The sequence below is a fragment of the Streptomyces niveiscabiei genome, from assembly GCF_033794345.1.
Classification (GTDB): domain Bacteria; phylum Actinomycetota; class Actinomycetes; order Streptomycetales; family Streptomycetaceae; genus Streptomyces; species Streptomyces niveiscabiei.
This window is the reverse complement of sequence record NZ_JARAYJ010000033.1, coordinates 1-24,915: the sequence shown is the minus strand read 5'-3', so window position 1 is coordinate 24,915 and position 24,915 is coordinate 1. Positions and strand designations below refer to the sequence as shown.

Annotated in this window: 24 protein-coding genes and 2 tRNA genes; 8 read left to right on the top strand and 18 right to left on the bottom strand. The window is 71.3% G+C overall.

Annotated features, from left to right (window positions below):
• Positions 1-146 precede the first annotated feature (146 nt).
• The 10 genes from PV682_RS33570 to PV682_RS33525 form a co-directional block, all read right to left on the bottom strand.
• The gene (locus PV682_RS33570; protein ID WP_319735536.1) at positions 147-1,499 is read right to left on the bottom strand and encodes a bifunctional albaflavenone monooxygenase/terpene synthase; all 1,353 of its coding nucleotides are present in this window, start codon (positions 1,497-1,499) and stop codon (positions 147-149) included.
• Positions 1,500-2,615, bottom strand: coding sequence for a terpene synthase family protein (locus PV682_RS33565; RefSeq protein WP_407705784.1), 1,116 nt, complete (start codon positions 2,613-2,615; stop codon positions 1,500-1,502).
• 276 nt (positions 2,616-2,891) lie between these two features.
• Entirely contained in the window at positions 2,892-3,542 is a 651-nt protein-coding gene (gene def, locus PV682_RS33560; RefSeq protein WP_319735534.1) for a peptide deformylase, read from the bottom strand.
• Positions 3,543-3,629: 87 nt separating this feature from the next.
• Positions 3,630-4,610, bottom strand: a complete 981-nt coding sequence (locus tag PV682_RS33555) for a tetratricopeptide repeat protein (protein WP_055719114.1) — start codon at positions 4,608-4,610, stop codon at positions 3,630-3,632.
• A gap of 72 nt (positions 4,611-4,682) precedes the next feature.
• Positions 4,683-5,975, bottom strand: a complete 1,293-nt coding sequence (locus PV682_RS33550; protein ID WP_407705783.1) for an HD-GYP domain-containing protein — start codon at positions 5,973-5,975, stop codon at positions 4,683-4,685.
• Complete coding sequence (locus tag PV682_RS33545; RefSeq protein WP_319735533.1) at positions 5,972-7,294, bottom strand: HD-GYP domain-containing protein; 1,323 nt, start codon at positions 7,292-7,294, stop codon at positions 5,972-5,974. The genes PV682_RS33550 and PV682_RS33545 overlap by 4 nt, the downstream gene beginning before the upstream one ends.
• An 80-nt stretch (positions 7,295-7,374) precedes the next feature.
• Positions 7,375-7,677 carry a mycothiol system anti-sigma-R factor gene (gene rsrA / locus PV682_RS33540; RefSeq protein WP_319735532.1) on the bottom strand — a complete coding sequence of 101 codons (303 nt, stop codon included), beginning with the start codon at positions 7,675-7,677 and terminating at the stop codon, positions 7,375-7,377.
• The gene (gene sigR, locus PV682_RS33535; RefSeq protein WP_187752656.1) at positions 7,674-8,354 is read right to left on the bottom strand and encodes an RNA polymerase sigma factor SigR; all 681 of its coding nucleotides are present in this window, start codon (positions 8,352-8,354) and stop codon (positions 7,674-7,676) included. The genes rsrA and sigR overlap by 4 nt, the downstream gene beginning before the upstream one ends.
• 192 nt (positions 8,355-8,546) lie before the next feature.
• Complete coding sequence (locus PV682_RS33530; RefSeq protein WP_319735531.1) at positions 8,547-9,236, bottom strand: alpha/beta hydrolase family protein; 690 nt, start codon at positions 9,234-9,236, stop codon at positions 8,547-8,549.
• 1 nt (position 9,237) lies between these two features.
• Entirely contained in the window at positions 9,238-10,053 is an 816-nt protein-coding gene (locus PV682_RS33525) for an SOS response-associated peptidase (protein WP_319735530.1), read from the bottom strand.
• Positions 10,054-10,103: 50 nt separating this feature from the next.
• On the opposite strand from PV682_RS33525, the gene PV682_RS33520 reads away from it, so the two are divergent.
• From PV682_RS33520 to PV682_RS33505, 4 genes are all read left to right on the top strand, one after another.
• Entirely contained in the window at positions 10,104-10,805 is a 702-nt protein-coding gene (locus PV682_RS33520; RefSeq protein ID WP_319735529.1) for a M50 family metallopeptidase, read from the top strand.
• A gap of 42 nt (positions 10,806-10,847) precedes the next feature.
• Positions 10,848-12,164, top strand: a complete 1,317-nt coding sequence (gene aroA, locus PV682_RS33515; RefSeq protein ID WP_319735528.1) for a 3-phosphoshikimate 1-carboxyvinyltransferase — start codon at positions 10,848-10,850, stop codon at positions 12,162-12,164.
• Between the two features lie 5 nt (positions 12,165-12,169).
• Positions 12,170-13,180 (top strand): ribosome small subunit-dependent GTPase A, encoded by a 1,011-nt coding sequence (rsgA, locus tag PV682_RS33510; RefSeq protein ID WP_319735527.1) that lies wholly within the window; start codon positions 12,170-12,172, stop codon positions 13,178-13,180.
• A 125-nt stretch (positions 13,181-13,305) separates the two neighbouring features.
• A complete protein-coding gene (locus tag PV682_RS33505; RefSeq protein ID WP_055724892.1) occupies positions 13,306-13,629 on the top strand; it encodes a DMT family transporter in 324 nt (107 codons plus the stop codon).
• A 12-nt stretch (positions 13,630-13,641) separates the two neighbouring features.
• Here PV682_RS33505 and PV682_RS33500 read toward each other — a convergent pair whose 3' ends face one another.
• A complete protein-coding gene (locus PV682_RS33500) occupies positions 13,642-14,259 on the bottom strand; it encodes a TetR/AcrR family transcriptional regulator (RefSeq protein WP_319735526.1) in 618 nt (205 codons plus the stop codon).
• Between the two features lie 177 nt (positions 14,260-14,436).
• Here PV682_RS33500 and hisN point away from each other — a divergent pair, with 177 nt between their 5' ends.
• The 3 genes from hisN to PV682_RS33485 all read left to right on the top strand — a co-directional run bounded on the left by hisN (position 14,437) and on the right by PV682_RS33485 (position 16,416).
• Positions 14,437-15,237 carry a histidinol-phosphatase gene (hisN, locus tag PV682_RS33495; protein ID WP_319735525.1) on the top strand — a complete coding sequence of 267 codons (801 nt, stop codon included), beginning with the start codon at positions 14,437-14,439 and terminating at the stop codon, positions 15,235-15,237.
• 159 nt (positions 15,238-15,396) lie between these two features.
• Complete coding sequence (locus PV682_RS33490) at positions 15,397-15,783, top strand: CBS domain-containing protein (protein ID WP_319735524.1); 387 nt, start codon at positions 15,397-15,399, stop codon at positions 15,781-15,783.
• A 216-nt stretch (positions 15,784-15,999) separates the two neighbouring features.
• Positions 16,000-16,416, top strand: coding sequence for a Fur family transcriptional regulator (locus PV682_RS33485; protein ID WP_319735523.1), 417 nt, complete (start codon positions 16,000-16,002; stop codon positions 16,414-16,416).
• A gap of 61 nt (positions 16,417-16,477) precedes the next feature.
• On the opposite strand, the gene PV682_RS33480 is transcribed toward PV682_RS33485, so the two are convergent.
• The 4 genes from PV682_RS33480 to PV682_RS33465 form a co-directional block, all read right to left on the bottom strand.
• Positions 16,478-16,551 (bottom strand) — tRNA-Met (locus PV682_RS33480).
• Between the two features lie 197 nt (positions 16,552-16,748).
• The gene (locus tag PV682_RS33475; RefSeq protein ID WP_319735522.1) at positions 16,749-18,569 is read right to left on the bottom strand and encodes an SEL1-like repeat protein; all 1,821 of its coding nucleotides are present in this window, start codon (positions 18,567-18,569) and stop codon (positions 16,749-16,751) included.
• 161 nt (positions 18,570-18,730) lie between these two features.
• Positions 18,731-18,804 (bottom strand) — tRNA-Met (locus PV682_RS33470).
• A gap of 56 nt (positions 18,805-18,860) precedes the next feature.
• Positions 18,861-21,785 carry a UPF0182 family membrane protein gene (locus PV682_RS33465; protein ID WP_319735587.1) on the bottom strand — a complete coding sequence of 975 codons (2,925 nt, stop codon included), beginning with the start codon at positions 21,783-21,785 and terminating at the stop codon, positions 18,861-18,863.
• 163 nt (positions 21,786-21,948) lie between these two features.
• Here PV682_RS33465 and PV682_RS33460 point away from each other — a divergent pair, with 163 nt between their 5' ends.
• Positions 21,949-22,491, top strand: a complete 543-nt coding sequence (locus PV682_RS33460) for a PPA1309 family protein (protein WP_055723099.1) — start codon at positions 21,949-21,951, stop codon at positions 22,489-22,491.
• A 51-nt stretch (positions 22,492-22,542) separates the two neighbouring features.
• Here the strand turns inward: PV682_RS33460 and PV682_RS33455 are convergent, their stop codons facing one another.
• From PV682_RS33455 to PV682_RS33445, 3 genes are all read right to left on the bottom strand, one after another.
• On the bottom strand, positions 22,543-23,640 hold the full coding sequence (locus PV682_RS33455; RefSeq protein WP_319735521.1) for a YlbL family protein: 1,098 nt from the start codon (positions 23,638-23,640) through the stop codon (positions 22,543-22,545).
• A gap of 50 nt (positions 23,641-23,690) precedes the next feature.
• Positions 23,691-23,981, bottom strand: coding sequence for a hypothetical protein (locus PV682_RS33450; protein ID WP_319735590.1), 291 nt, complete (start codon positions 23,979-23,981; stop codon positions 23,691-23,693).
• A 107-nt stretch (positions 23,982-24,088) separates the two neighbouring features.
• Positions 24,089-24,550, bottom strand: coding sequence for a molybdenum cofactor biosynthesis protein MoaE (locus PV682_RS33445; protein ID WP_319735520.1), 462 nt, complete (start codon positions 24,548-24,550; stop codon positions 24,089-24,091).
• Positions 24,551-24,915: the final 365 nt, after the last annotated feature.

The following is a 24,915-nucleotide window of genomic DNA, read 5'->3' as shown; positions in this document are numbered from 1 at the left end:
CGGCGGCCGGAGCGGCACCGGGCGCGCCGAGGTTCGTGTCGGTGACGCCCTCGGCGGCCTGCCCCGCCGTCCCCCGGTCCGGTCCGCGCCGCTGCTCCGGGTCCGCCGCCCGGCACTCCCCCGGGTGCCGGGCCGTCGTGTCGCCGTCAGCGGGCGATCGGCCGCAGGCGCAGGTCCCTGGGCCGCAGGGTGATGCCGATGCGGTGGCGGGAGTCGGAACCCGCCGTTTCCTCGAAGGTGAACGCCGTCGCCATGGAGGCCGTCAGGAGGGTCATCTCCGCCATGGAGAAGTGGTCGCTGGGGCACTTGCGGTTGCCGACGCTGAAGGGGCTCATCGCGTATTTGGGGACTTCCTCGGAGCCGCCGGGGAGCCAGCGGTCGGGGGAGAAGAGTTCCGCGGAGCGGTAGGAGCGGGGGTCCCGCTGGACCGCGTAGGGGCTGTAGACGATGTCGGCGCCGGCGGGAATGTCGTATCCGCCCAGAGTCGTGGCGGCGACCGCCCGGCGGGTCAGAATCCATACCGCCGGATAGAGGCGGAGGGTCTCGACGACGACATTCCCGGTGTACGGCAGACTGCGGACGTCGTCGAATCCCACGGGCCGGTCGCCCACCACGTTTTTCACCTCGGCCCGGATCTTGTCGGCGTGTTCGGGGTACTCGGTGAGCACCAGGAGCAGCGACATGATCATGGAGCCGACGGTTTCGCTCCCCGGTGTGAGTATCGCGATGACCTGGTCGTGGATCTCCTGTTCCGAGATGGGTTCGCCATTCTCGTCGACCGCTTCCAGCAAAGCCGTCAGCAAATCGTCCGGCTTTTGACCGGAGGCGCGCCGGTCGGCGACGATCTCGTCGACGAGGAGGTGCAAATCGGCCAGTGCCCGGTTGAATTCGCGGTTGGCCGGAAGCGGCACGCGATAAAGCGGTCCGAGGGGGACCACCATCCGCTGGTACATACCGCGGAAGAGGCTCGCGAGGTCCGCGCAGATCCGGTCGGCCCGCTCGTCCATGTAGCTCCCGCGCATGAGGCAGCGCGCGGCGATCCGCGTCGCGACCCGGAACGACTCGGCGGTGACGTCGAGGCTCTCGGCGCCGCGCCACCGCTCGACGAGGGCCCGCGCCTCCTCCTCCATGACGGGCCCGTACCCGGGTATCGCGTCGAGCCGGAACGCGGGCTGTATCGTGCGCCGCTGGCGCCGGTGCAGGGGCCCGTTGGCGGTGGCGACCCCCTGCTTGCCCAGGAGGCTCTCCAGCGACTCCCAGAGGGGCCCGGCGATGATGTAGTCGGGGCTGAGGGCGACCTCGCCGATCAGCTCGGGCGAGGTGACCGCGTACACCGTCTTCGGCCCGAGTTTCAGCCGGACGACGTCGCCGTGGTCGCGCAGTCCGGAGAAGAACGCGAGGGGTGAGCGGGCCAGTTTCCAGCCGTGGCCGAGGACGGGGAGCCCGCCACCCGCGAGGGGCGCCTCGGCGGGGGCGGGCCGTACCGATTCGAGGGTCATCTATTTCTCTCCCGCGGGCGCGTTGTCGACATAGGGGGGTGTGGACCGGTCGTCCCAGCTGTCGACCATGTAGCGGCCGGACTCGTGGTGGAACCAGTAGACGGAACCGAACCAGTTCCGCATGTTCGCGAGGCAGACGAGCACGGCGTCGCGGATTTCCTTGTCGCCGATCCCGTCCGCGTACCTGCGGGTCTCCCGTTCGGCGGCGAGGAAATCGGCGATGCATTCCAGTATTCGGTGCCTGAGTTCCTCAACGGATTCCTCAAGCGTCAGTCCTTCGTGGACTATGAGGCTGATTCCGAGGTTGTGGACCTCGTCGCCCGCTATTTCCTTCGGCAGCGAGCAGAGGTCGTTGTACCAGGCGGCGAATTCCTGGCTGAGCAGTGCGGCCCGCCGGAATGCCGGGTGTTTCCGCACGGTGTCCGGCAGCCGGACTCCGGCGGCGGGTTCCAGGAGGTCCGTCCATATCCAGTGGGCGAAAGTGAGGCGCCTGAGGGCGAGATATTCCTCGACCGGCGGGACGCGCGCCTCGACGCGGTTGCGGAACTCGCGGTCGTACGCGTCGATCACCTGGTGGAAGTGGCGGGCGAAGCGGGCGTTCCAGTTCGCGGGCAGGAAGCCGTAGAGCCGCAGGACGCTGTCGGCGAGGCCCGCGACCAGCGGGTCCTGGTGGTGCAGGTGGGCCGCGGGGGCGTCGAGGGCCTGGTGGAGCAGGGACTTCAGGCGCCGCCAGGAGGCGGTGCGGCCGTGCACGATGTCGCGGTCGTGGCGGTCGTCCCAGACGAAGAACCACGCGCTGTAGTCGGTGATCGCCTGGAGGACCGCGTCGGGGGCGCCGAGGTAGTAGCACGCCATCAAGTCCGTGTAGCACAAGCCGTCGGCATATTCCGCGACCTTGTCCGGCGGCATGAGCCGCTTTTCCAGCAGCCAGCGCCGGGTGTTCTCCTGTAGCCGGGGCCAATACGGATGCCGCAGGCGGGGAAACTCCGCCTCGACGACCGGCAGACTCAGCGACGGCGGAACCGCGGGCGCCGGGCCGGTCTCCGGCGCGCGGTTTGCGGCACCGCGTGCGGCACCGGTCCTGCTGTATGTGGTGCTGTGTGGGAAAGCTGGCACGAACAACCCCTCTCGGCCGCCTGTCGCACACACCCCTCCCGCTGTGCCGGGCGTGCGCCGTTGCGTATCCCCGCTCTTCCCATTCAGCACCACAACTGACCGTTCTGGGAACGGATTTGCTTCTTTCACCACCCCGGAATGATGAGATTCCACCCCTGGCTGACTGGTTATGGATCAAAAGGTGCGCTTACGCGATCGGACGTGCGAGGGACATACGAGCGACGCCCGGCCGGAGGGGGTTCCGGGCCGGGCGTCGGCGGGGTGCGCGCGGGGGCGTCAGTCGTTGGCGACCACGGGGTAGCGGGGCTCGTTCTCGGCCATCTGCTTCAGCGCCTCCTTGCGGTCGCGCTTGGAGAGGCGGTCGATGTAGAGGTAGCCGTACAGGTGGTCGGTCTCGTGCTGCAAACACCGTGCGAAGAAGCCGGTGCCGCGCACCTTGATCGGGTTGCCGCGCTCGTCCTGGCCGGTGACCTCGGCGTAGTCGGGGCGCGCGAGTTCGGCATATGCGGTCGGCACGGACAGGCAGCCCTCGTTGCCGTCGTCCAGGCGCCGCTTGTCGGCGGGGAGCTCGACGAGCTTCGGGTTGCAGACGACGCCGGTGTGGCGGACCCCGTCGTCGTCCGGGCAGTCGTAGACGAAGACCTTCAGGTCGACCCCGACCTGGTTCGCGGCCAGGCCCACGCCCTCGGCGGTGCGCTGCGAGGCGAACATGTCGTCGACGAGCTTCAGCAGGGCGTCGTCGAACTCGGTGACGTCCTTGCACTCCTTGTGCAGCACCGGGTTGCCGACGACGGTGATGGGCAGCGAGGTCCCGCGCTCGCGGTAGGCGGCCTCGCGCGCCTCGTTGTCCTCGGTGTCGATGACGAAGCCCTCGTCGTCCACGGGGAGCACGCCCGCGTGCTGCTGATCGGTGTCCTGCTGCGCCATGACGAGGTGAGCCTTCCTGCAACCTGAAGAAAAATCTGCGGGTACAGCCTAAAGGGAGGCACACCGGAGAACCGGCGCCGTAACGGTTCAGCAGACCTCTTCGACGTCCCGGTAGTCCCGTGTGTCCGGACTGTCCGCGACCCACCCGTCCAGCAGCCCCGCCACCAGTGAGGCCGGCGCGGCCACCCCGCACTCGCGCTCCGGCACCCACAGCTGGCCGTCGGTGCGGTGGCCGAGGGGGCCCGGCTGGCCCGGTTCGCTGTGGTCGTGGGGGTCGAGGTGCTCCCCGTCGCCCTCGTCGGACGGCATGCGCGACTCGGAGCACGTGCGGCACAGCAGCCGCACGGACGACGACCAGTCCTCGGCCGCGAACCCGGCGTCGGCGGCGAGCTGTTCGAGGGCGTCCCGGTCGGCCTCGGTGGCCGCCTCCAGGAGCACCACCCAGGTCGGCACCGGAGACGGCGCCCACAGCTCGATCTCGTCGAAGACGGGGTAGGAGTGCCCGGCGGAGGTGGTCCGCTCGCCGTGCGGCACCCCGTCGTGCAGGACGACCTCGCCCCAGCGCCGCCCGGAGGAGGGCAGCGGGATGGAGAGCACCTCGACGCGCGCGGGGTCCAGCCGCCGCCCCCACACCACCTCGGCCTCGCCCTCGGGGGAGAGCCGGACGGCGGCGCTGCCGAGGTCCATGCCGACGGGCTCGGCGGCGGAGCCGGAACCGCCCGGTACGTCGAGCCCGTACGCCTGCCAGGCGCGGCGGGCCAGCGGCCAGTCCTGGAGGGCGGTCGCGGCGATGCCGACGTTCCACCAGTCGGGGGCGCCCGCGTCCTTGTCGAGGAGGGCGACGGCGCGCAGCCCGGCGGCCCGCGCCTGCTCCCAGTCGTGCCGGAACTTGTGCAGGAGGGCCAGGTTGAACCAGGACTCCGACAGCCAGGGTTCCAGATCGGCGGCGCGGGTCAGGAGCGCTCCCGCGTCCTCGTACCGCCCGTCGCCGATCAGCGTGAACGCGCGATCGGTGGCCTGCCGCCAGGAGGCGGAGGGCCGGTGCCGTCCCTTGCCGAAGATCCTCACATCACCACCCGCCAGTTCCCCTGACACCCTCTGCTCATCGCATCAAACCATGTACGACCGGAAGGGCGCTCCCTACCCATGGGTTACCCAGGGACGGCCGGGGTATGACGGCCCGCCCCCAGGCCCGCTCCCACGCCCTCCCCCGGGCCCGCCCCCAGCCCCGCCCCGATCGCCGGACAGCACCCGCGCGAGCGCCGCGACGACCTCGGGCGCGTACCCGGCGCCCGTCGTCCCCAGCCTCAGCTCCTCCAGCGCGCTGAGCGGCCCCGAGGCGCGCGCCTTCTCCTCGTACGCGTTGACCACCCGGACGATCCGCGCGGCCCGGGGCCGCCCGGCGCCCGGGTCGGCCTGCCGCTCCACGACGGCGGCGACCTGCGCGCCCGCGCCGGTCTGCCGGACGACGGCCCCGCCGAGCAGCGCGATCCGGCGCTGTTCCTCGGGCGGCAGGCCGCTGGTCGCGCCCTCGGGGACGGGGTCGACGAGGCTGAGCTGGCCGATGTCGTGCATCAGCGCGGCGTACTCCAGGACGGTCGACTCGGCCTCGCTGAGCCCCAGTTCCCGGCCGACGGCCTGGCAGAGCGCGGCGACGCGGTGCGCGTGCCCGGCGGGCGTGTACCCGGCGATCTCGGTGGCCCGCGCGAGGGACGCGATGGTCTGCCGGTAGGTGGCCCGGACGGCCGCGTACCGGCGCAGCGCGACCTGCGCGAGCAGCAGCGGCACGCAGAACAGGGGCACCGCCCACAGCCCGACGACGGCCACCGCGAGCGCGGTCACCGCGCCGGTCGCGCACACCGCCGACCCGATGCCGGGCACCGCGCGCAGTTCGTCGCGCAGCAGGGGCCCGTACGGCCATCCCGTGCGCGCGTGCGCGAGCGCGGCGGCGACGACCGCGTCGCACAGGGCCGTCAGCACGAGCAGCGCCAGCAGCAGCACGGCGTACCCGGGGCCGTCCGCGAGGACACCCCGGTTGACCAGGGGCTGGAAGCACAGCGCCGCGAACCCCACGGACAGGACGCGGCGCACGAGGTGGTCGGCGGCGCTGCCCCTCCCGCGCGCGATGTGCGGCACGTTCCCGGTCAGCGAGGCGACGGCGACCACGGCGACGACCTGGGCCGCGCCGTGCCCGGTGGGGTCTCCGGCGTCGTCCCCGAGGAGCGCGTACGCGAGGGAGGCGGCGGCGCCGAGGGGCGCCATGTCCCGGACGCCGGGCCCGCTCCAGCGGAGGGCCTCACCGAGGGCGATCAGGGCGGCGAAGGCGAGGACGGTGGGGGCGTCCTTGAGGCCCTCGGCGCAGGTGAGGGCGAGGGCGGCGGTCACGGCGAGACCGGCGGCGGCGTGCAGGAGGAGGAGCGGGCGGCGCCTCAAGGCCGTACCGCCTGATCGTCTTCTTGTACGACTTCGACCTTCGCCGATGCCGGTGCCGGTGCCTGTGCCGGTGCCTTCGCCGGTGCCTGTGCCCTCTCCGGCACCCCCGGCTCCTCCGCCGTCACCACCGGATGCCACCCCCACCGGTCCAGCGCCCTCCCCAGCGCCTCCACCATCCGCGGGTCGAACTGCGCGCCCGCGCACCGTCGCAGCTCCTCCATCGCGACCGGCACCGGGCGTGCCCTGCTGTACGACCGGGTCGAGGTCATCGCGTCGAAGGCGTCCGCGACGGCGACGATCCGGGCGGGCTCGGGGATGCCGTACCCGGCGAGGCCGTACGGGTAGCCGCCCCCGTCGAACCGCTCGTGGTGGTGGAGGATCGCGGAGCGGGCCTCGCCGAGGAACGCGATCCCCCGGGTGATCTCGTGCCCGTACTCGGGGTGCAGCTCGATGACGCGGCGCTCCTCGGGGGTGAGGGGCCCGTCCTTGCGCAGCAGCCGGGTGGGGACGCCGAGTTTGCCCACGTCGTGCAGGATCCCGGCGAACCGGATCAGCTCAACGCGCTCCTCGTCCATGCCGAGTTCCCGGGCGATCATCACGGACGCCTGCCCGACGCGTTCGCTGTGCCCGCGCGTGTACTCGTCCTTGATGTCGACGGCCTGCACGAGCGCGCGGATGGTCGCGCTGTGGGCGGCGCGCTCCCGGTGCACCTGGGCGAACACCCACCAGGCCACGCACATCGGCAGCAGCACGAGCAGCGCGGCGACGGGCCCGTACGGGCTGCGCCACAGCACGGCCATCATCAGCCCGGCGAGCCCGTGCACGGCGAGCGGCGCGAGGGCCCGGCAGATCACGGGCCGCCGCACGGGCTCCCCGGCGAGGACGCGCACCCCGGTGTCGAGAACGATCAGCACGAGGCAGTAGACGAGCACGGCGGCGGCAGCGGGCACCAGGGCGTACGGAAACTCCGGCGCGACGACGGCGTCCCGGCCCCCGAGCCGCCAGTGCACCCACCCGGCCGCCCAGACGGTGACGGCCCCGGAGGCGGCCCGCCAGACGCGCCGCACCCGGCCGGCGGAGGCGCACAGGGCGCCGGGCAGGGGCACGAGGGCCGCGGCGGGCGGCGGCAGCAGGAACACGGCGGCGAGGAGCACGGGGTGGAAGGCCCCTTTGACGGCCCGCTCCCCGATGGCGTGCACGAGGGCGAGCAACCCGACGGCGGCCCAGGGCGTCCTGTCGGGCAGGGGCGCGCACACCACGACGGCTACCAGAACGACCGCCCCGACAAACACCCGCGCCCGCCCCGCAATAGCCTCCACGGACGGGAAGCCTAGGGACGGGCGGATGGGACGGAAGGTGTAACTAGAGGTAGTACCCCGTTCGAGTGAGGGCCGGTGTGTCAGGTCTCTTGCGGGGCACCCGCGACGTCATGGTCCGGGACGACCTGCCCCGAGCGGATCAGGTCGAGCCGTCCGAGGACCTTGGCGCGCAGGTCGGTCGGCACGTCGTCCTGCCCGCAGCACCGCTTGACCAGCTTCTTCACGGCCTCTTCGAGCCCGTACTTCTCCAGGCACGGCGAGCACTCGTCGAAGTGTTCCCGGTACTTGTCCCGGTCCCCGAGCGGCATCTCGCTGTCGAGGTACTCGTAGAGATGATCGAGCACCTCGGAGCAGTCCGTCTCGTGGTGGTCTCCGCAGCTCATGAGCCCGAGCCTTTCGCTTCGTTCGACTCCCCCGCGCCGGCCGGGACGAGACCGCGCTCACGCGCGTAGTCCTCCAGCATGCCGCGCAGTTGGCGCCGGCCCCGGTGCAGCCGGGACATCACCGTACCGATGGGTGTCCCCATGATGTCGGCGATCTCCTTGTACGCAAAGCCCTCGACGTCCGCGAGATAGACGGCGATGCGGAACTCCTCCGGGATCGCCTGGAGCGCTTCCTTGACATCCGAGTCGGGCAGGTGGTCGAGCGCCTGCGACTCGGCGGAGCGCAGCCCGGTCGACATGTGCGACTCGGCGCGCGCGAGCTGCCAGTCCTCGATCTCCTCGGCCGCCGAACGCTGGGGTTCGCGCTGCTTCTTGCGGTACGAGTTGATGAACGTGTTCGTGAGGATCCGGTACAGCCACGCCTTCAGGTTCGTGCCCTCGCGGAACTGGTGGAAGGACGCGTACGCCTTCGCGTACGTCTCCTGTACGAGGTCCTCCGCGTCCGCCGGGTTGCGGGTCATCCGCAGTGCGGCGGAGTACATCTGGTCGAGGAATTCGAGCGCGTCCCGCTCGAAGCGCGCGCTGCGCTCCGCGGTCGACTCGTTGACGCCCCGGCCCTCGGGCTGCTCCGCCTGGCCGTGTTCGGTCCCTGCGTCGGTACCGGTGACCGGACCCACCTCCTCAAGATTCCAGGCGGCACCGAGACCGGTACCACCAGAATCGGAGGATAGACGACGATCCACTCCCGCCGCCGCCCGAATCTGAGCGGTCTTGGCCGCATGCAGCACCGTCCAGTCCAGGTCGGCGCGGCTGGAACGGTTCGGGCAGATGGTCGAACCCATGCGGCGGACTCCCTCTCTACGGCCTTCTCAACGTCCTGTGTCTGCCTCAACAGTCGTACGGGACTCAACATTCCCGAGCGTCCCGATCCACCGGACGACGCCGTCCGTGATGACCGTCACGGTCTCCTCCGGCGTGACCCCGCTCCTCTTCGGCACCGCGAACCCGTGGTCCCCGTACGGCACCTCCACCATCCCGAACTCCCCCTTCGGGAACTCCGCCGGCTTCCCGAAGGGATCGTTCGCGCCCTGCACGACGAGCGTCGGCACGCCCGCGCCGAGCAGTTCCCCGGCGCGGGACTTCTCCGGCTTGCCCGGTGGATGGAGGGGGAAGCTGAGCGCGAGGACGGCGACGGCACCGAGGTCCTTCGCCGTACGGCAGGCGACCCGGGCACCGGCGGAGCGGCCACCGGCGATGACAGGGAGGCCCTTGGCGGCCACGGCCCCCCAGACGCCGGACCACCCGACGTCAAGGGTCTTCGGAGCCGGCGCGACCTTCTTCCCCGCCACCCGCCACGGCTGTTCGACCAGGGCGACGGTCACACCGTGGGCGGGGAGTACGGCGGCCAGTGCCTGGAGGTCGCGGGCCTCGACACCGCCGCCCGCGCCGTGGCTCACGGCGAGGACGAGGCGGGGGTTCTTCGCCGGGTGCCAGGTGACACGGGCGTCGCCCGCGTCGGTGGGGACGGTCTCGGAGGTGGGGGCGGGCTGGGGGGTCATGTCAGAAGAGTGTGCCCTCCTCCGGGCCCTCCAGTTCGGTCAGCAGCTCCGGGCCGTTGTTGCGGACGTTGCTCACCGCCGTCGACACCGGGTACGCCCGCATCAGTCCGTGCGGCGGGGGCGCCAGCATCGGTACGAGGTCGTCGGGGTCGGTCGTCGAGGGGTCCAGCCAGGCGTCCCACCGGTCCGGCGTCAGCATCAGCGGCATACGGGGGTGGATCTCGGCCAGGCTGCCGGGCCCTTCGGCCGGGGCGACCGCGAGCGGCGTCGTCTCGGCCTCGGTCGTGATCACCGAGCACGTCACCCACCAGGCCAGCGGATGGTCGTCCGGCAGCGTCCGGTCCCGCCAGAACTCGTACAGCCCCGCCATCGCGAACACGGACCCGTCGGCCGGCGTCACGAAGTACGGCTGCTTGCGGGGCCGCTTCCTCTTCCCCTCGACCTCCAGGTCCCGCTCCTCCTTCGCGGTGACCCACTCGTAGTACCCGTCCGCCGGGACGATGCACCGCCGGCTCGCGAACGCCCGCCGGAAGGACGGCTTCTCGGCGACCGTCTCGGCCCGCGCGTTGATCATCCGCGCGGCGCCCTCGGGCGACTTCGCCCACGAGGGCACGAGCCCCCACTTCACCGTACGAAGCTGCCGAACCGGCCGCCGGTCCTCCGCGTCTTTCAACGGACGGTCGAGAACGACGTACACCTCTTTCGTGGGCGCCACGTTGAAATCGGGCGCCCACGCCTCTTCCGGCTCGATCCTCTCGATCTCAAAGATTCCCGCGAGATCCTCGGGCCCACGACTGGCCGCATACCGTCCGCACATACGTGCCACACTGCCAGACCCCGCACGACAGTTGGGAGCCACCGCCGCTTATGGACACCACCTTGTGGGACCGAGTCACCGGACTCCAGCCCGACCCCGACCTCTGGGTGGTCCTGGCCACAGCCGTCGCCGCCCTCGCGATCGTCGTCCCCCACAACCTGTGGCGCGTCTCCCGCAACGCGATCACGATCGCGCACGAGGGCGGCCACGGCCTGATCGCGCTGCTGACGGGCCGCACGCTGACGGGCATACGCCTCCACTCGGACACCAGCGGCCTCACCCTCAGCCGGGGCAAGCCCCACGGCATAGGCATGATCCTCACAGCGGCAGCGGGCTACACGGCCCCGTCCCTGCTGGGCCTGGGCGGCGCGGCCCTGCTGGGCGCGGGCCGGATCACCCTGCTCCTGTGGGCGGCAACAGCCCTCCTGGTAGCCATGCTGGTGATGATCAGAAACGCGTACGGCGTCCTGACGGTGGTGCTGTCGGGCGGCGCCTTCCTCCTCGTCTCCTGGCTCGCCGGCCCCCAGGTCCAGGCCGCGTTCGCGTACGCGGTGGTGTGGTTCCTGCTCCTGGGAGGCGTACGCCCGCCGTTCGAGCTCCAGGCCAAGCGCAGGCGCGGCGGAGCGGCGGAGTCCGACGCGGACCAGCTGTCGCGGCTCACCCACGTACCGGCGGGGCTGTGGCTGTTCCTGTTCCACACGGTGTCGCTGTGCTCGCTGCTGGGCGGGGGCAGGTGGCTGCTGGGGCTGTGACGCCGCGCGTCCCGGAATGCAACGGCCGACTAAAGTGAACGCATGCCGCAGAACCCCGTCCACACCGCCCACTGGCCCGCCCCCACCGCGAGCGGAGCCGTCGACGCGACGGTCCACGTGCCGGGGTCGAAGTCCGTCACCAACCGTGCCCTGGTGCTAGCCGCGCTGGCGAGTGAGCCGGGGTGGTTGCGCCGCCCGCTGCGGTCGAGGGACACCCTGCTCATGGCGGGCGCGCTCAGGGCGATGGGCGTGGGGATCGAGGAGGGGGTCGGCCCGGACGGCACCGGTGAGGCGTGGCGGGTGCTGCCCACCGACCTCCGTGGCCCGGCGACGGTGGACGTCGGCAACGCCGGCACCGTCATGCGCTTCCTCCCTCCCGTGGCCACCCTGGCCGACGGCCCGATCAGGTTCGACGGCGACCCGAGGTCGTACGAACGCCCCCTGCACGGAGTGATCGACGCCCTGCGCGCCCTGGGCGCGAGGGTCGACGACGACAGCCGGGGCGCCCTCCCCCTCACGGTCCACGGCCAGGGCGCCCTGGACGGCGGCCCGGTGGAGATCGACGCCTCCTCGTCGTCCCAGTTCGTCAGCGCGCTCCTGCTGAGCGGCCCCCGCTTCAACCAGGGCGTGGAGGTGCGGCACACCGGCGCCACCCTGCCCTCCCTCCCGCACATCCGCATGACGGTGGACATGCTCCGCGCGGCCGGCGCCCAGGTGGACACCCCGGAGGCGGGCGGCGAGCGCAACGTGTGGCGGGTGACCCCGGGCGCCCTCCTGGGCCGGGACCTGACGATCGAACCGGACCTCTCCAACGCCCAGCCCTTCCTCGCGGCGGCCCTGGTGACCGGCGGCAGGGTCACCGTCCCGGACTGGCCGAGGCGCACGACGCAGCCCGGTGACGCCCTGCGGGAGATCTTCACGGCGATGGGCGGCTCCTGCGACCTGACGGACGAGGGCCTGACGTTCACCGGCACGGGCAAGATCCACGGCATCGACGTGGACCTGAGCGACGTCGGCGAACTGACCCCCGGCATCGCGGCGGTGGCCGCCCTCGCGGACTCCCCGTCGACCCTGCGCGGCGTGGCCCACCTCCGCCTCCACGAGACGGACCGCCTGGCGGCCCTGACGAAGGAGATCAACGAACTCGGCGGGGACGTCACGGAGACGGCGGACGGCCTGCACATCCGCCCGAGGCCCCTGCACGGCGGCACGTTCCACACGTACGACGACCACCGCATGGCGACGGCCGGCACGATCATCGGCCTGGCGGTGAAGGGCGTCGAGATCGAGAACGTGGCGACGACCGCGAAGACCCTCCCGGACTTCCCGGAGATGTGGACCGGGATGCTCGGGAGCTGACGATCATGCGTCGCTACGGCAAGCACACCGACGAGGACGACATCCGCTCGCGCCCCAACCGCAAGGGCAACCGTCCCCGCACGAACATCCGCCCCAAGCACGAGGACGCGGCCGAGGGCATGGTCCTCACGGTCGACCGGGGCCGCCTGACCTGCCTGGTCGAGGACCGCACGGTCCTCGCGATGAAGGCCCGCGAACTGGGCCGCAAGGCGGCGGTGGTCGGCGACCGCGTCGCCCTCGTCGGCGACCTCTCGGGCGCGAAGGACACCCTGGCCCGCATCGTCCGCATCGAGGAGCGCACCTCGGTCCTGCGCCGCACGGCGGACGACGACGACCCGTACGAACGCGTGGTCGTCGCCAACGCCGACCAGCTGGCGATCGTCACGGCCCTCGCGGACCCCGAACCCCGCCCCCGCCTGATCGACCGCTGCCTGGTCGCGGCGTACGACGGCGGCCTGGCCCCCCTCCTGGTGCTGACCAAGTCGGACCTGGCCCCCCCGGACAAGCTCCTGGAGCTGTACGGCGACCTGGACATCCCGTATGTGGTCACGAACCGCGAGGAGCTGGAGAACGGCGACGCGGCGGACCGCGTACGGGAGTTCCTGACCGGCCGGACGACCGCGTTCGTCGGCCACTCGGGCGTCGGCAAGACGACCCTGGTCAACGCGCTGGTGCCGACCGGCCGCCGCCGTCTGACGGGCCACGTCAACGCGGTGACCGGCCGGGGACGCCACACGACGACGTCGGCGCTCGCGCTCCCGCTGGACGGCGCCGACGACTGGGTGATCGACACCCCCGGCGTCCGCTCCTTCGGCCTCGCGCACATCGACCCGTCCCGCGTCATCCACGCCTTCCCGGACCTGGAGGAGGGGACGGCGGACTGCCCGCGCGCGTGCAGCCACGACGAGCCGGACTGCGCGCTGGACGCGTGGGTGGCCGAGGGCCACGCGGACCAGGCGCGCCTGTACTCGCTGCGCCGGCTGCTGGCGACGCGCGAGCGCACGGAAGGCGACTGACGGGCCGTCAGGGCACGTCCCTGACCTGGGTGTTGTTTGTGTGTACCTGAGTCCGGTAAGTGCACAATCGCACCGACCTCGATCGAGCGTGACACCAGACGTGACACCAAACGGGAGGACAGCACATGGCATGGCTGCTGGTCGTCGTGGCCGGACTGCTCGAAACAGGTTTCGCGGTGTGCCTCAAGCTGTCCCACGGCTTCACGCGCCTGTGGCCGACGATCGCGTTCGCCGCGTTCGCGCTGGGCAGCTTCGGGCTGCTGACGCTCGCGCTGAGAAAGCTGGACGTGGGTCCGGCGTACGCGGTGTGGACGGGGATCGGGGCGGCCGGGACCGCGATCTACGGGATGATCTTCCTGGGGGACCTGGTGTCCACGCTGAAGATCGTGTCGATCAGCCTCGTCATCATCGGGGTGATCGGGTTGCAGCTGTCGGGGTCGGCGCACTGAGCCGGGAGGGGTTCAGCCCACCGCCCGGTGCTCCAGCGCCCCGGCCACCAGCTCCCTGACGCCCCCCTCCCCGGCCGGTGCCGCCACGCACGACAGGGCCAGCCTGACCGCCAGTTCCGCGCCGCGCACCACCTCGTCGGCGTCGCCCTTCCCGGTCCCGGCCGGGACCAGCACGGCCAGCGACCGCTCCCGTACGTGGGCCACGAAGTCGCCCGGCGAGGGCAGCGGCCCGTCCGCGCGGCGCTGCGCGGGCACCGCCGTGGCCGACAGCACCGCCCTCAGCGGCGGGGCGGGCAGCCGCTCGCTCCAGCAGCCGGTGAGCATGGCCCGGACGAGGGGGTTCTCGCGCGCGTGCGCGACGGTCCACTCGGCGAGCCCGACGAGCCGCTCGCCGACGTCGCCCTCGCCGTCGTCCCCGGCGAACGCCCGCTCGACGCCCGCGAGGTAGCCGTCCGCCTCCCGGCGCACCAGGGCCCGCGCGAGCCCGTCCTTGCTGCCGAACTCGTTGTAGAGCGTCTGCCGCGACACCCCGGCCGCCGCGGCCACGTCCACCATCCGCACCGTCGACCACGACCGCCGCGCCAGCGCCGCGAAAGCGGCGTCCAGCAGAGACTCCCGCGCTGAGGGCATCGTCGCCTCCCTGGGCCGAGCAACTCTGCCGCCCACATTTGACGCGCCCGGAACCAGTGTCAAGAGCCCGCGTCCCGATACGGCGGGAACCCGTCACGGGAAAACCGACACCAACCCGCAACCGCCCCGTGCCCCCGCGCATGGCCCGGCCGTCACCTCGGCGGATACGGTTCCCCCATGCCGGACTACCTCGATGACCTCCGCCTCGCCCACGTCCTCGCCGACGCGGCCGACGCCGCCACCACGGCCCGCTTCAAGGCGCTCGACCTGAAGGTGGAGACGAAGCCGGACATGACCCCGGTGAGCGAGGCCGACAAGGCGGCCGAGGAACTGATCCGGGGCCACCTCCAGCGCGCCCGCCCGAGGGACGCGATCCTCGGCGAGGAGTACGGCGTGGAGGGCACGGGCCCCAGGCGCTGGGTGATCGACCCGATCGACGGTACGAAGAACTACGTACGCGGTGTCCCCGTCTGGGCGACCCTGATCGCGCTGACGGAGGCCGCCGAGGGCGGTTACCAGCCGGTCGTCGGCCTGGTCTCCGCGCCCGCGCTGGGCCGCCGCTGGTGGGCGGCGAAGGGCCACGGCGCCTTCACCGGCCGCTCCCTGTCCTCCGCGTCCCGCATGCACGTCTCCCGGGTCGCGAACCTCGCCGACGCGTCGTTCGCGTACTCCTCGCTCTCCGGGTGGGAGGACCGCGGCACCCTGAACGGCTTCCTGGACCTGACCCGCGAGGTGTGGCGCACGCGCGCGTACGGCGACTTCTGGTCGTACATGATGGTCGCCGAGGGCGCGGTGGACCTGTGCGCGGAGCCGGAGCTGTCGCTGTGGGACATGGCGGCGACGGCGATCGTCGTGCAGGAGGCCGGCGGCGTGTTCACCGGTCTGGACGGCCGTCCGGGGCCGCACAGCGGGAACGCGGCGGCGTCGAACGGGCTGCTGCACGAAGAGCTGCTGGGGTACCTGAACCAGCGCTACTGACGGCGCCCACCGGTCGGCACATCTGAGCGCGCGCGCCCTCAATAGGCGCCGCACGCCCCCTTGTTGACCCCCGCTTTACCTGCGACGCTGAGGGCGCCCCCACTTGTGCACTTGTGAATCTCCGCACTTTCCGGGATCACAGGAGGAGGTCACCCCTCGATGCTCGTCCACGAAGCCATGACCCCGACGGTCCTCACCATCGGCCCCGCCCACACCCTCCGCCAGGCCGCCGCCCTGATGTCCGCCCGCAGGGTCGGCGCGGCCGTCGTCCTCGACCCGGACGCCGGCAACATCGGCATCCTCACGGAACGCGACATCCTCAACTCCGTGGGCCTCGGCCAGAACCCCGACCACGAGCCCGCCCACGCGCACACCACGACCGACGTCGTCTTCGCGACGCCCTCGATGCCCCTGGAGGACGCCGCCCTCGCGATGACCCGCGGCGGCTTCCGGCACCTCGTCGTCCTGGACGGCGGCGAACCCGCCGGCATCGTCTCGGTCCGCGACATCGTGCGCTGCTGGATCCCGGCGAGGGTGCCCGCGTAACCCCGGACACGCCAGGTGGGCCGTCCCCCGCAGGGACCGGCCCACCAACCTCGGCGAGCGGTCCAGTGCTGGAGCGACCGTGCAGGGCCTGGACCACGGCCTCCAGCCGCCCGCCGAACTTCACTCCGGATCCTACATTGGACCAATTCCAAGTCAAGCCAGCTTCCAAAGTCACACCCGTTCGTAAAACGGCACCCGGCTGTTAATCTGGACGGCATGAGTGACCTTCTGGAGCGGCTGCGCGGGCGCGGATGGCGCATGACCGCACAGCGGCGCGTCGTGGCCGAAGTCCTCGACGGCGAACACGTCCACCTCACGGCCGACGAAGTCCACTCCCGAGCGGTGGCGAAACTCCCGGAGATCTCCCGAGCGACGGTCTACAACACGCTGGGCGAACTGGTGACCCTGGGCGAGGTCCTGGAGGTGACGACGGACAGACGGGCCAAGCGCTACGACCCCAACGCCCACCGCCCCCACCACCACCTCGTCTGCGCCCAATGCGGCACCATCCGCGACGTCCACCCCACGGGCGACCCCCTGACCGACCTCCCCACGACAGAACGCTTCGGCTTCACGATCGAGGCGGTGGAGGTCACATACAGAGGCGTCTGCCCGAACTGCGCCAAGCCGTAGGCGCCCCGGAACACACCGAAGGCCCGGGTCCTGTTCCCAGGACCCGGGCCTTCGCTATCAGTAGCGGGGACAGGATTTGAACCTGCGACCTCTGGGTTATGAGCCCAGCGAGCTACCGAGCTGCTCCACCCCGCGTCGGTGAACACAACGTTACGCGAGGTGCAGGGCAGAGGCAAATCGATTCCCCCGAAGCTCAGCCACAACCAGCCTGTCCGGCGCTTGAGGACGAGGCCCTTAGGGCCGAATGGGGTCCAGGGGCAGAGCCCCTGGCGGGGTGGAAGGGGCGGAGCCCCTTCAAAGGATGGGACGGGTAGGGGCGGCGGGGGCGAGATTCACGCGCTCAGCTCCTCCCGCAGAGCGTCCCGCAGCCGAGCCGCCCGCTCCCCCACCTCCCCCGGCCCCAACTCGACGGCCCGGGAAGCCCACCGCTGCCCCTCGACCAGCTCACCCCTGCGCGCGCACACCAGCGCGAGCCGCAGCGCGGCCCGCCCATGCCCGGCGCCGGCCGCCCGCTGCCACCACACGACCGCCTCGGGCTCACTCCCCTCACGGGCGAGCAGCAGCCCCAGGTTGAAGGCCCCGTTCCGCGACCCCGCCTCCGCCGCGGCCCGGTACCACCGAGCCGCCTCGACGACGTCCCCCCGCCCGGCGGCCAGCATCCCGACCCGGACCTGAGCCCGCCGATGCCCTTGGGACGCGGCCCGCTCGTACCACTCCTCGCACTCGCTCTTCTCCCGGACAGGCTCGCCCAGCTCGTGCGCGGACACGGCGGGCCGCCGCGCGTCGAGCAGCGCGGCCAGCCGGTACGCCCCCTCCGCGCTCCCCCCACCCGCGGCACACCGCAGATGCCGCTCGGCGGCCTGCTCGTCCCCTTCCCGGAGCCGGGCCATGCCCACCTGGAGCGCGGCCTCGGTGTGCCCGGCGGCGGCGGCCCGCTCGTACCACCGCAGCGCGGCGTCCTCCTCCCCGCGCCCGGCGTGCAGGATGCCGAGGTTGAAGGCGGCGTCGACGCTCCCGGCCTCGGCGGCCTTGGAGAACCACGGCTCGGCCCCACTGGCGTCCCCGTTGCGCAGCAGCAGAATGGCGAGCGCGTTGGCGGCCTCCCGGTGCCCGACGTACGCGGCCCGCCGGTACCACTGCTCGGCCTGGGCGTCCCGCCCCTGCTCGGCGCAGAGCAGCCCGAGGTTGTACGCGCCGTTGATGTCCCCGGCGTCCATGGCGGCCCGGTACCAGCGCTCGGCGGTCTGGGTCTGCCCCCGCTCGGCGTGCAGCGCGCCGAGCGCGTTCGCGGCGTTCCCGTCCCCGTCCTGGGCGCCCCGCAGCCACCAGATGGCGGCGTTCTCGACGTCCCCGGCGTCGCGCAGGAGGAAGCCGAGCGCGCAGGCGGCCCGGGCGTCCCCGTCCTTGGCGGCCATGAGGTACCACCGCCCGGCCTCCTTGAGCTCTCCGCGCCGCTCCAGGATGCCCCCGAGGTGGAGGGCGGCCCGCAGATGTCCGCGCGCGGCGGCCTGCCGGTACCACTGCTCGGCCTCGGCGCTGGATTCCCCGCGCTCCCCGAGGAGCCCTCCGCTGCCGGGCCGGTCGAGCGCGCGGGCGAGCCGGTAGGCGGCCTCGCGGTGCCCGCGCTCGGCGGCGGCGCGCAGCCACTTCCCGGCGCCGGCGTCGCCGCGGTGCTCAAGGAGGTCGGCGAGGGCGTAGGCGCCGAGGGTGTGTCCCTGCTCGGCGGACTGCCGCAGCCAGTACTCGGCGGCGGGCTCGTCCCCGCGCTCCCGGTGGTGGCGGCCGAGCGCGTGCGCGGCGGCGGAGGACCCGGCGACGGCGGCGACGCGCCACCAGCCGGCGGCCTCGTCGGCGTACCCGCGCTGGTGGAGGAGGACTCCGAGGTTGTTGGCGGCGGCCCGGTCACCGGCGGCCGTGGCCGCACGCAGCCGGGGCTCCGCACCGTCCAGGTCGCCGCGCCGCAGCAGCCGCGCGCCGAGGACGCTGGCCGCCTCGGTGTCGCCGCCTTCGGCCGCGAGCCACAGGCGTGCCTCCTCGGCGGCTTCCCCCGTCTCGTCCGGGGCCGCTTCCTCGGCCTCGCCGGCAGCCTCACCCGAAGGCCGCGCAATTCGCCCTGTCCCGTACAGAGTTCCCTTGTCCCCCATAACGTCCATCGTCGCACCACCTGCAACCGAGTTACATCCGGTATACCGCAGTCAGTGAGGTCACTTCAGCGTTTTGTCGACATGCCCACAGAGAGACACATCAAACCCCTTTTCCTTCCAACACGCGCCGAAGGCCCGGATCCTAGTTGGATCCGGGCCTTCGCCTTCAGTAGCGGGGACAGGATTTGAACCTGCGACCTCTGGGTTATGAGCCCAGCGAGCTACCGAGCTGCTCCACCCCGCGCCGTGTTGTGACAACCGTACCACGGCGCGGAGGGAGCCTCCGACCTGCTCAAGCCCCTACGAAGAGCTGGGACTTGGCTTGGGGCTCGGACTGGCCGCCGGAGCCGGCTTGACCGCCGCCTGCGCGTCCTCGGCCCGCTTCAGCGCGGCCTCCAGATCCTTCTGGGCCTGCCCGTACGCCTGCCAGTCGCCCTTCTTCAGGGCTTCCTGGCCGGCGGTGAACGCCTTCTGCGCGTCCTGGAGGGCCTGCTGGACCGTCGGGTTGGACGGGGTCGACGGCGGCGGGGTCGTACCGCCGCCCCCGTCGTCCTCACCGGGCGGCGTGGCCGGTGGCGGGCTCTGCGTGTCGAAGACCTTGTCGAGCGCCGCCTCCAGGGTGTCCTCGAACGCGGTGTTGCCGTTGTAGGTCACCAGCACCTTGCGCAGCAGCGGGTACTTGAGTCCACCGCCGCGTACGTAGACCGGCTCCACGTAGAGCAGTCCGCCGTCGAGCGGGACCGTCAGCAGGTTGCCGTACTCGACCTCCGAGTCGCCGCCTCTCAGGAGGCGGATCGACTCGGCGATGTCCTGTTCGGAGTTGAACTGGCTCTGGACCTGTTTGGGTCCGTCGACGGTCGTACTGGTCGGCAGTTTCAGGATTCTGATCTTGCCGTAGTCCGCCGTGCCCGCCTCCGCGTCGACCGCCATGAACGCGCTCAGGTTGTCCCGGCCGTTGGGCGTGAGCGTCGTCGTCAGCGAGAACGCCTGCGCCTTCTGGTCGGGCATCTTGAGGCTCAGGTAGTACGGCGGGACCGCGTCGCCCGACTTGTTGGTCGGGTCGTCCGGGACCTGCCAGACCTCGCTGCCGCTGAGGAACGTCGTCGCGTCCTTCACGTGGTAGCGGGTGAGCAGCTCGCGCTGGACCTTGAAGAGGTCCTGCGGGTACCGCAGGTGGTCCATCAGGTCCTTGGAGATCGCGGCGCGCGGCTCGACCGTGTCGGGGAACGCCTTCATCCAGGTCTTGAGGACCGGGTCCTGGGTGTCCCACTGGTAGAGCTTGACCTCGCCCGTGTACGCGTCGACGGTCGCCTTCACCGAGTTGCGGATGTAGTTGACCTGGTTCTGCTGGGCCACCACCGCGCGCGAGTTGTTGGCCGCCGTCAGCGAGTCGGCCGTCGTGTCACCGAGCGTCGTACGGGAGGCGTACGGGTAGCCGTTGGTGGTGGTGTACGCGTCGACGATCCACTGGATCTTGCCGCCGACGACCGCCGGGTAGGCGTCGCCGTCGATCGTCAGCCAGGGGGCGACGGCCTCGACGCGCTCCTTGGGCGTGCGGTTGTACAGGATCCGCGAGCCCTCGCCGATCGCGCCGGAGTAGAGGATCTGCGGCTCCCCGAAGGCCACCGCGTACGCCGCCCGGTTGACCGGGTTCGACAGGTTCACACCGCTCTTGCCGGTGTAACTCGTCGTCTTCTCGCCGCTGTCGTCGGAGTAGTCGATCTCCTTCTGCGGGCCGCCGACGATCGAGTACGTCGTCGTGCGCTCGCCGTAGTAGATCCGCTGCTCGTACTTCCCGAGCTGGCCCGTGGAGGGCAGGTCGGACTCGGTGAACACCGGCCGGCCCTCGGAGTCGACCGAGGTGCCCTGCGCGGCGACCGCGCCGTAGCCGTGGGTGTAGCGGAAGTGGTTGTTGATCCAGTTCTTCTTCGGGATCCCGGCGAGGTTGATCTCGCGCAGGCCGATGACCGTGTCCTGGTCCTTGCCGTCCTTCGTGTACCGGTCGACGTCCAGGTTGGTCGGGAAGGCGTAGTAGTTCCGGATCTGCTGGAGCTGCTGGAACGTCGGCGAGATGATGTTCGGGTCCATGATCCGGACGCTGGCCGCCGCCGCGGCGTCCGCGCGGAGCTTGGTCTTGTCCGTCGCCGCCGGCTTGCCCGAGTACTCGGTGACCTGCGCGTCGTCGATGCCGTACGCCTCGCGCGTCGCCTTCAGGTTCTTCGCGACGTACGGGGCTTCCTTGGCCTGCTCGTTCGGCTGGACCTGGAACTTCTGGACGATCGCCGGGTACAGGCCGCCGATCAGGATCGCCGAGAGGACCATCAGGCCGAAGCCGATGACCGGGAGCTGCCAGGTGCGCCGCCACAGGGTGGCGAAGAAGAGCAGGGCGCAGATGACGGCGATGCAGAACAGGATGGTCTTCGCCGGGAGGTAGGCGTTGGCGTCGACGTACCTGAGGCCCGTCCAGCTGTCGGTGGCCTTGAAGTCGCTGGACTTGACGGCCAGTCCGTACCGGTCGAGCCAGTAGGCGACCGCCTTCAGGGCGACGAAGACGCCGAGCAGCACCGACAGATGGCCGGTCGCCGCCGCCGTCGCGCGCGCGCCGGGGCTGGTGACGCGCAGTCCGCCGTACAGGTAGTGGGTGAGCGCCGCCGCGATCAGGGAGATGATCGTCGCCGCGAAGCCGAAGCCGAGCAGGAAGCGGTACCAGGGCAGGTCGAACGCGAAGAACGACACGTCCAGGTGGAACTGGGGGTCCTTCTTGCCGAAGGACACGCCGTTGACCCACATCAGCCAGGTACGCCACTGGCCCGACGCCGAGGCGCCCGCGATCAGGCCCACCAGGGCCGTGATCCCGAGGAGGAGCCACTTCTTGTACGGCGCGATGCCCATCCGGTAGCGGTCCAGGCTCTGCTGCTCGGCCGACATGGCGGCCAGCGGCGGGCGCAGGCGGTGCGCGAGCCAGATGTTGAAGCCGACCGCCAGGGCCATCAGCAGGCCGAAGACGAAGAAGAGCCCGACCTTGGTCCACAGGGTGGTGGTGAACACGGACGAGTAGTGCACCGACCGGTACCAGAGCCAGTCGGTCCAGAACCCGGCGAACATGGTGAACGCCATGCCGAGCACGGCCAGCACGCCCAGTGTCAGGAGCAGGGTCCTGGCTCGCCTGGACGGGCGGCCCACTCTGATCCGTGGCCCCGTCGGGCCTCCGCCGCGGTCCGGCATCTGGAAAGCCAAGGTGGCACCTCGAAGTTCGCTGTCGATCCCTCAGGCCCGCGTTTTCGCCGACCCCTCGTGGCCCCCGGTGATCGCGGGCCCACACCTATGCAACTTACTCACCGTTTACTCGGTTCCCGATTCAGGTCACGAACGAGAGAGGATTGTGACCATGTCCAACACTCCCATGGCGGCGAACCCGCTCACCCGGGCCGTACTGGAGATCGACGAGTACGTCTCCGGTCTCGGCTGGGACCAGCCCGCCCGCCTCTTCGCCCTCGTCGACACCGCGCGCCTGCGCCGCGAGGAACCCCGCCTCGCCTCCCAGCTCGGCCTCGACGACGCGCCCGAGACCGCCGGTCTCACCCCGATCGAGCAGGACGAGGTGCCCGCCGGCCGGCCGCTCGACGAGTTCCTCGCCACGATCGCCTGGCCGGCAGCGGTCACCGGCTGCGCGCTGACCGTGGAGCGCCTGATGCTCCCGCCGTCCGCCGAGGCCCAGGTCCCCTCGGACCTGAACGAGAAGAAGCTCGCGCAGTGGGTCGCCGCGCACCCCGACCGCCAGGAGGTCCGCATGACCGTCGCGGTCCTGCGCGACGGCACCCGCGACTCGGCCCTGCGCCTGCGCGAGAAGGACACGCCGTCGGAGGTCCTGACGGGGGGTGCGCTGGTCCCGGGCCTCGCGGAGGCCCTGTCGGCGACGTTCGAGGACTGATTTCTTCTGTACGACGGTGAGGGTGCCCTTTTCAGCTGAGGGCACCCTCCGTCAGTTCTTGCTCGTGCACTTCGGGAGGGCGTCGGTCTTGCCCTCCCTGATGTCGGCCAGCGCGCCGAGCGCGTCCTTGATGGTGGCGACCTTGACGAGGGTCAGACCGCTCGGCGTGTCCTTCGCCGCCGCCGCGCAGTTGTCGGCCGGGGTGAGGAAGTACCGGGCGCCCTTGTCGCGCGCGCCGACCGTCTTCATCTCGATGCCGCCGATCGGGCCGACCTTGCCGTCGTCGTCGATCGTGCCCGTCCCCGCGACGAACGTGCCGCCCGTGAGGCTGCCGGGCGTGAGCTTGTCGTAGATCCCGAGGGAGAACATCAGACCGGCGCTGGGGCCGCCGACGTCCGCGAGCTTGATGTCGATGCTGAAGGGGAACGTGTGGTCCGTCCCCGCCGAGATCCCGACGATGGCGCGCTTCTCGCCGGTGTCGTCCGAGGTGGCCGTCCTGATCGTGACCTTCTCGGTGGCCGTCGCCGTCTTCCCGGACTTCTGCGCGGCCTCCTGCGCCTTCGCCGGGATGATCGTGAACACGACGTCCTCGCCGGGCTTGTGCTTCGTCACCAGTTTCGCGACGTCACCGGGCTCCTTGACGGCCGTCCCGTCCACGTCCTTGATGACGTCCCCGGCGTGCAGCTTGCCCTCCGACGGGGAGCCCTTCACGACCGTCGACACGATCACCCACGACCGCACGGGGATGTTCAGCTCCTTCAGCGCGGCGACCTTCGCGCTCTCCTGGGACTGGCTGAACTCCTCCGCGTTCTCCTGCGTGGACTGCTCCTCCGTCTTGCCGTCCGGGTACAGCGTGTCGTGCGGGACGACCTTGTTGTCGTGCGCGAGCCAGCCGTACACGGCCTCGACGAGGTTCATCCGGTAGTCGGCGCCGGTGACGCGGACGGTGGTCATGTTGAGGTGCCCGGACGTCGGATACGTCTTGTGCCCCGAGATCTGGAGCACCGGCTCGCCGTCGTGGTCCCCCAGCGTGTTCACCGTCGGACCCGGTGACATCTCGGAGTACGGCACCTTGACGAACACCCCCACGCACAGGAGGGCGATCAGCATCAGGGTCGAGGCGAGCATCGTCGCTGTGCGGCGTGGCATGGGTCGACAGTACGGGACGGGGCTGTCAGTGCACCGTCAGGGCGGGCCGGTCAGGTGCGGGCCTGCTCGGGGGCCGTGGCTTCGAGGGCGCGCGAGGGCTCGGTGACGGAGGCGGGGGGTGTGTCCTGGGGGGCGACGTTCCGGCGGGCGTCCTCGAATCCGGCGTACCGGAACTCGCCGTCCCGCGGGATCGGGCGCTCCATCGCCGCGCGGAAACGGGCGTATCCGTCCAGTTCGGGGCCGTCGCTGCGGGCCTTGCGCGTGCGGTTGGCCCAGCTGCCCCACAGGCCCGCGCCGATCGCCGCGAGCAACGGGATACCCAACCAGGCGAGCGCCCCCATGTACGACCTCCCGACCCCGGACGAGCCACCGCGAACTGACTGATCAGCAGATTAACGATCCGCACTGACAACGCTCACGCGGGGGCGCCGGTTACGCAACCGGAGCCTCAGCAGGCCCCCACCCACTCCTCGGTCCCGTCGGAGAACTTCTGCTGCTTCCAGATGGGCACCTCGTGCTTGAGATCGTCGATGAGCCTGCGGCAGGCCGCGAACGCCTCGGCCCGATGAGCACAGGCCACGGCGACGATCACCGCGACATCCCCCACCCTCAGCTCCCCCACCCGATGCACAGCCGCCAACGCCCGCACCGGAAACTCCGCGACGACCTTCTCGGCGACCCGCCGCATCTCGCCTTCGGCGGAGGGATGACAGGAGTACCCCAGCGCCTCGACCCCGGCCCCCTCGTCATGATCCCGAACGGTCCCGACGAACAGAGAGATCCCCCCGGCGGAAGGATCCCCCACAGCCCGGAACACCTCATCCAGAGACAGCGCCTCCCCCCGCACAGCAACCAACTTGACGGGATCGACGGCCCCGAGTTCCCCGGGATGATCAAAAGAATCAGCCATGCCCCCATGGTCCCTCATCCACCACGAAGGAACGGAGCCAGGCACCACCAGCCCATTCTTCCCAGCCCACCCGCCGCTCGAGAACAAGACCACACCCAGCACCTCCAGCCCACCCGCCGCTCAAGAACAAGACCACACCCAGCACCTCCAGCCCACCCGCCGCTCGAGAACGAAGCCACGCCCAGCACTTTCAGCCCGTCCGGCGTTTGAGGACGAGGCCCTTCAGGGCCGATCACCACCCACCCACAGCACGCAGCCCCCACCTCCCCCACCCACCCGGGGTCCAGGGGCGGAGCCCCTGGCGGGGTCGTTGAAGGGGCAGCGCCCCTTCAGGATGGGACGGGTAGGGGCGGCGGGGGCGAGGA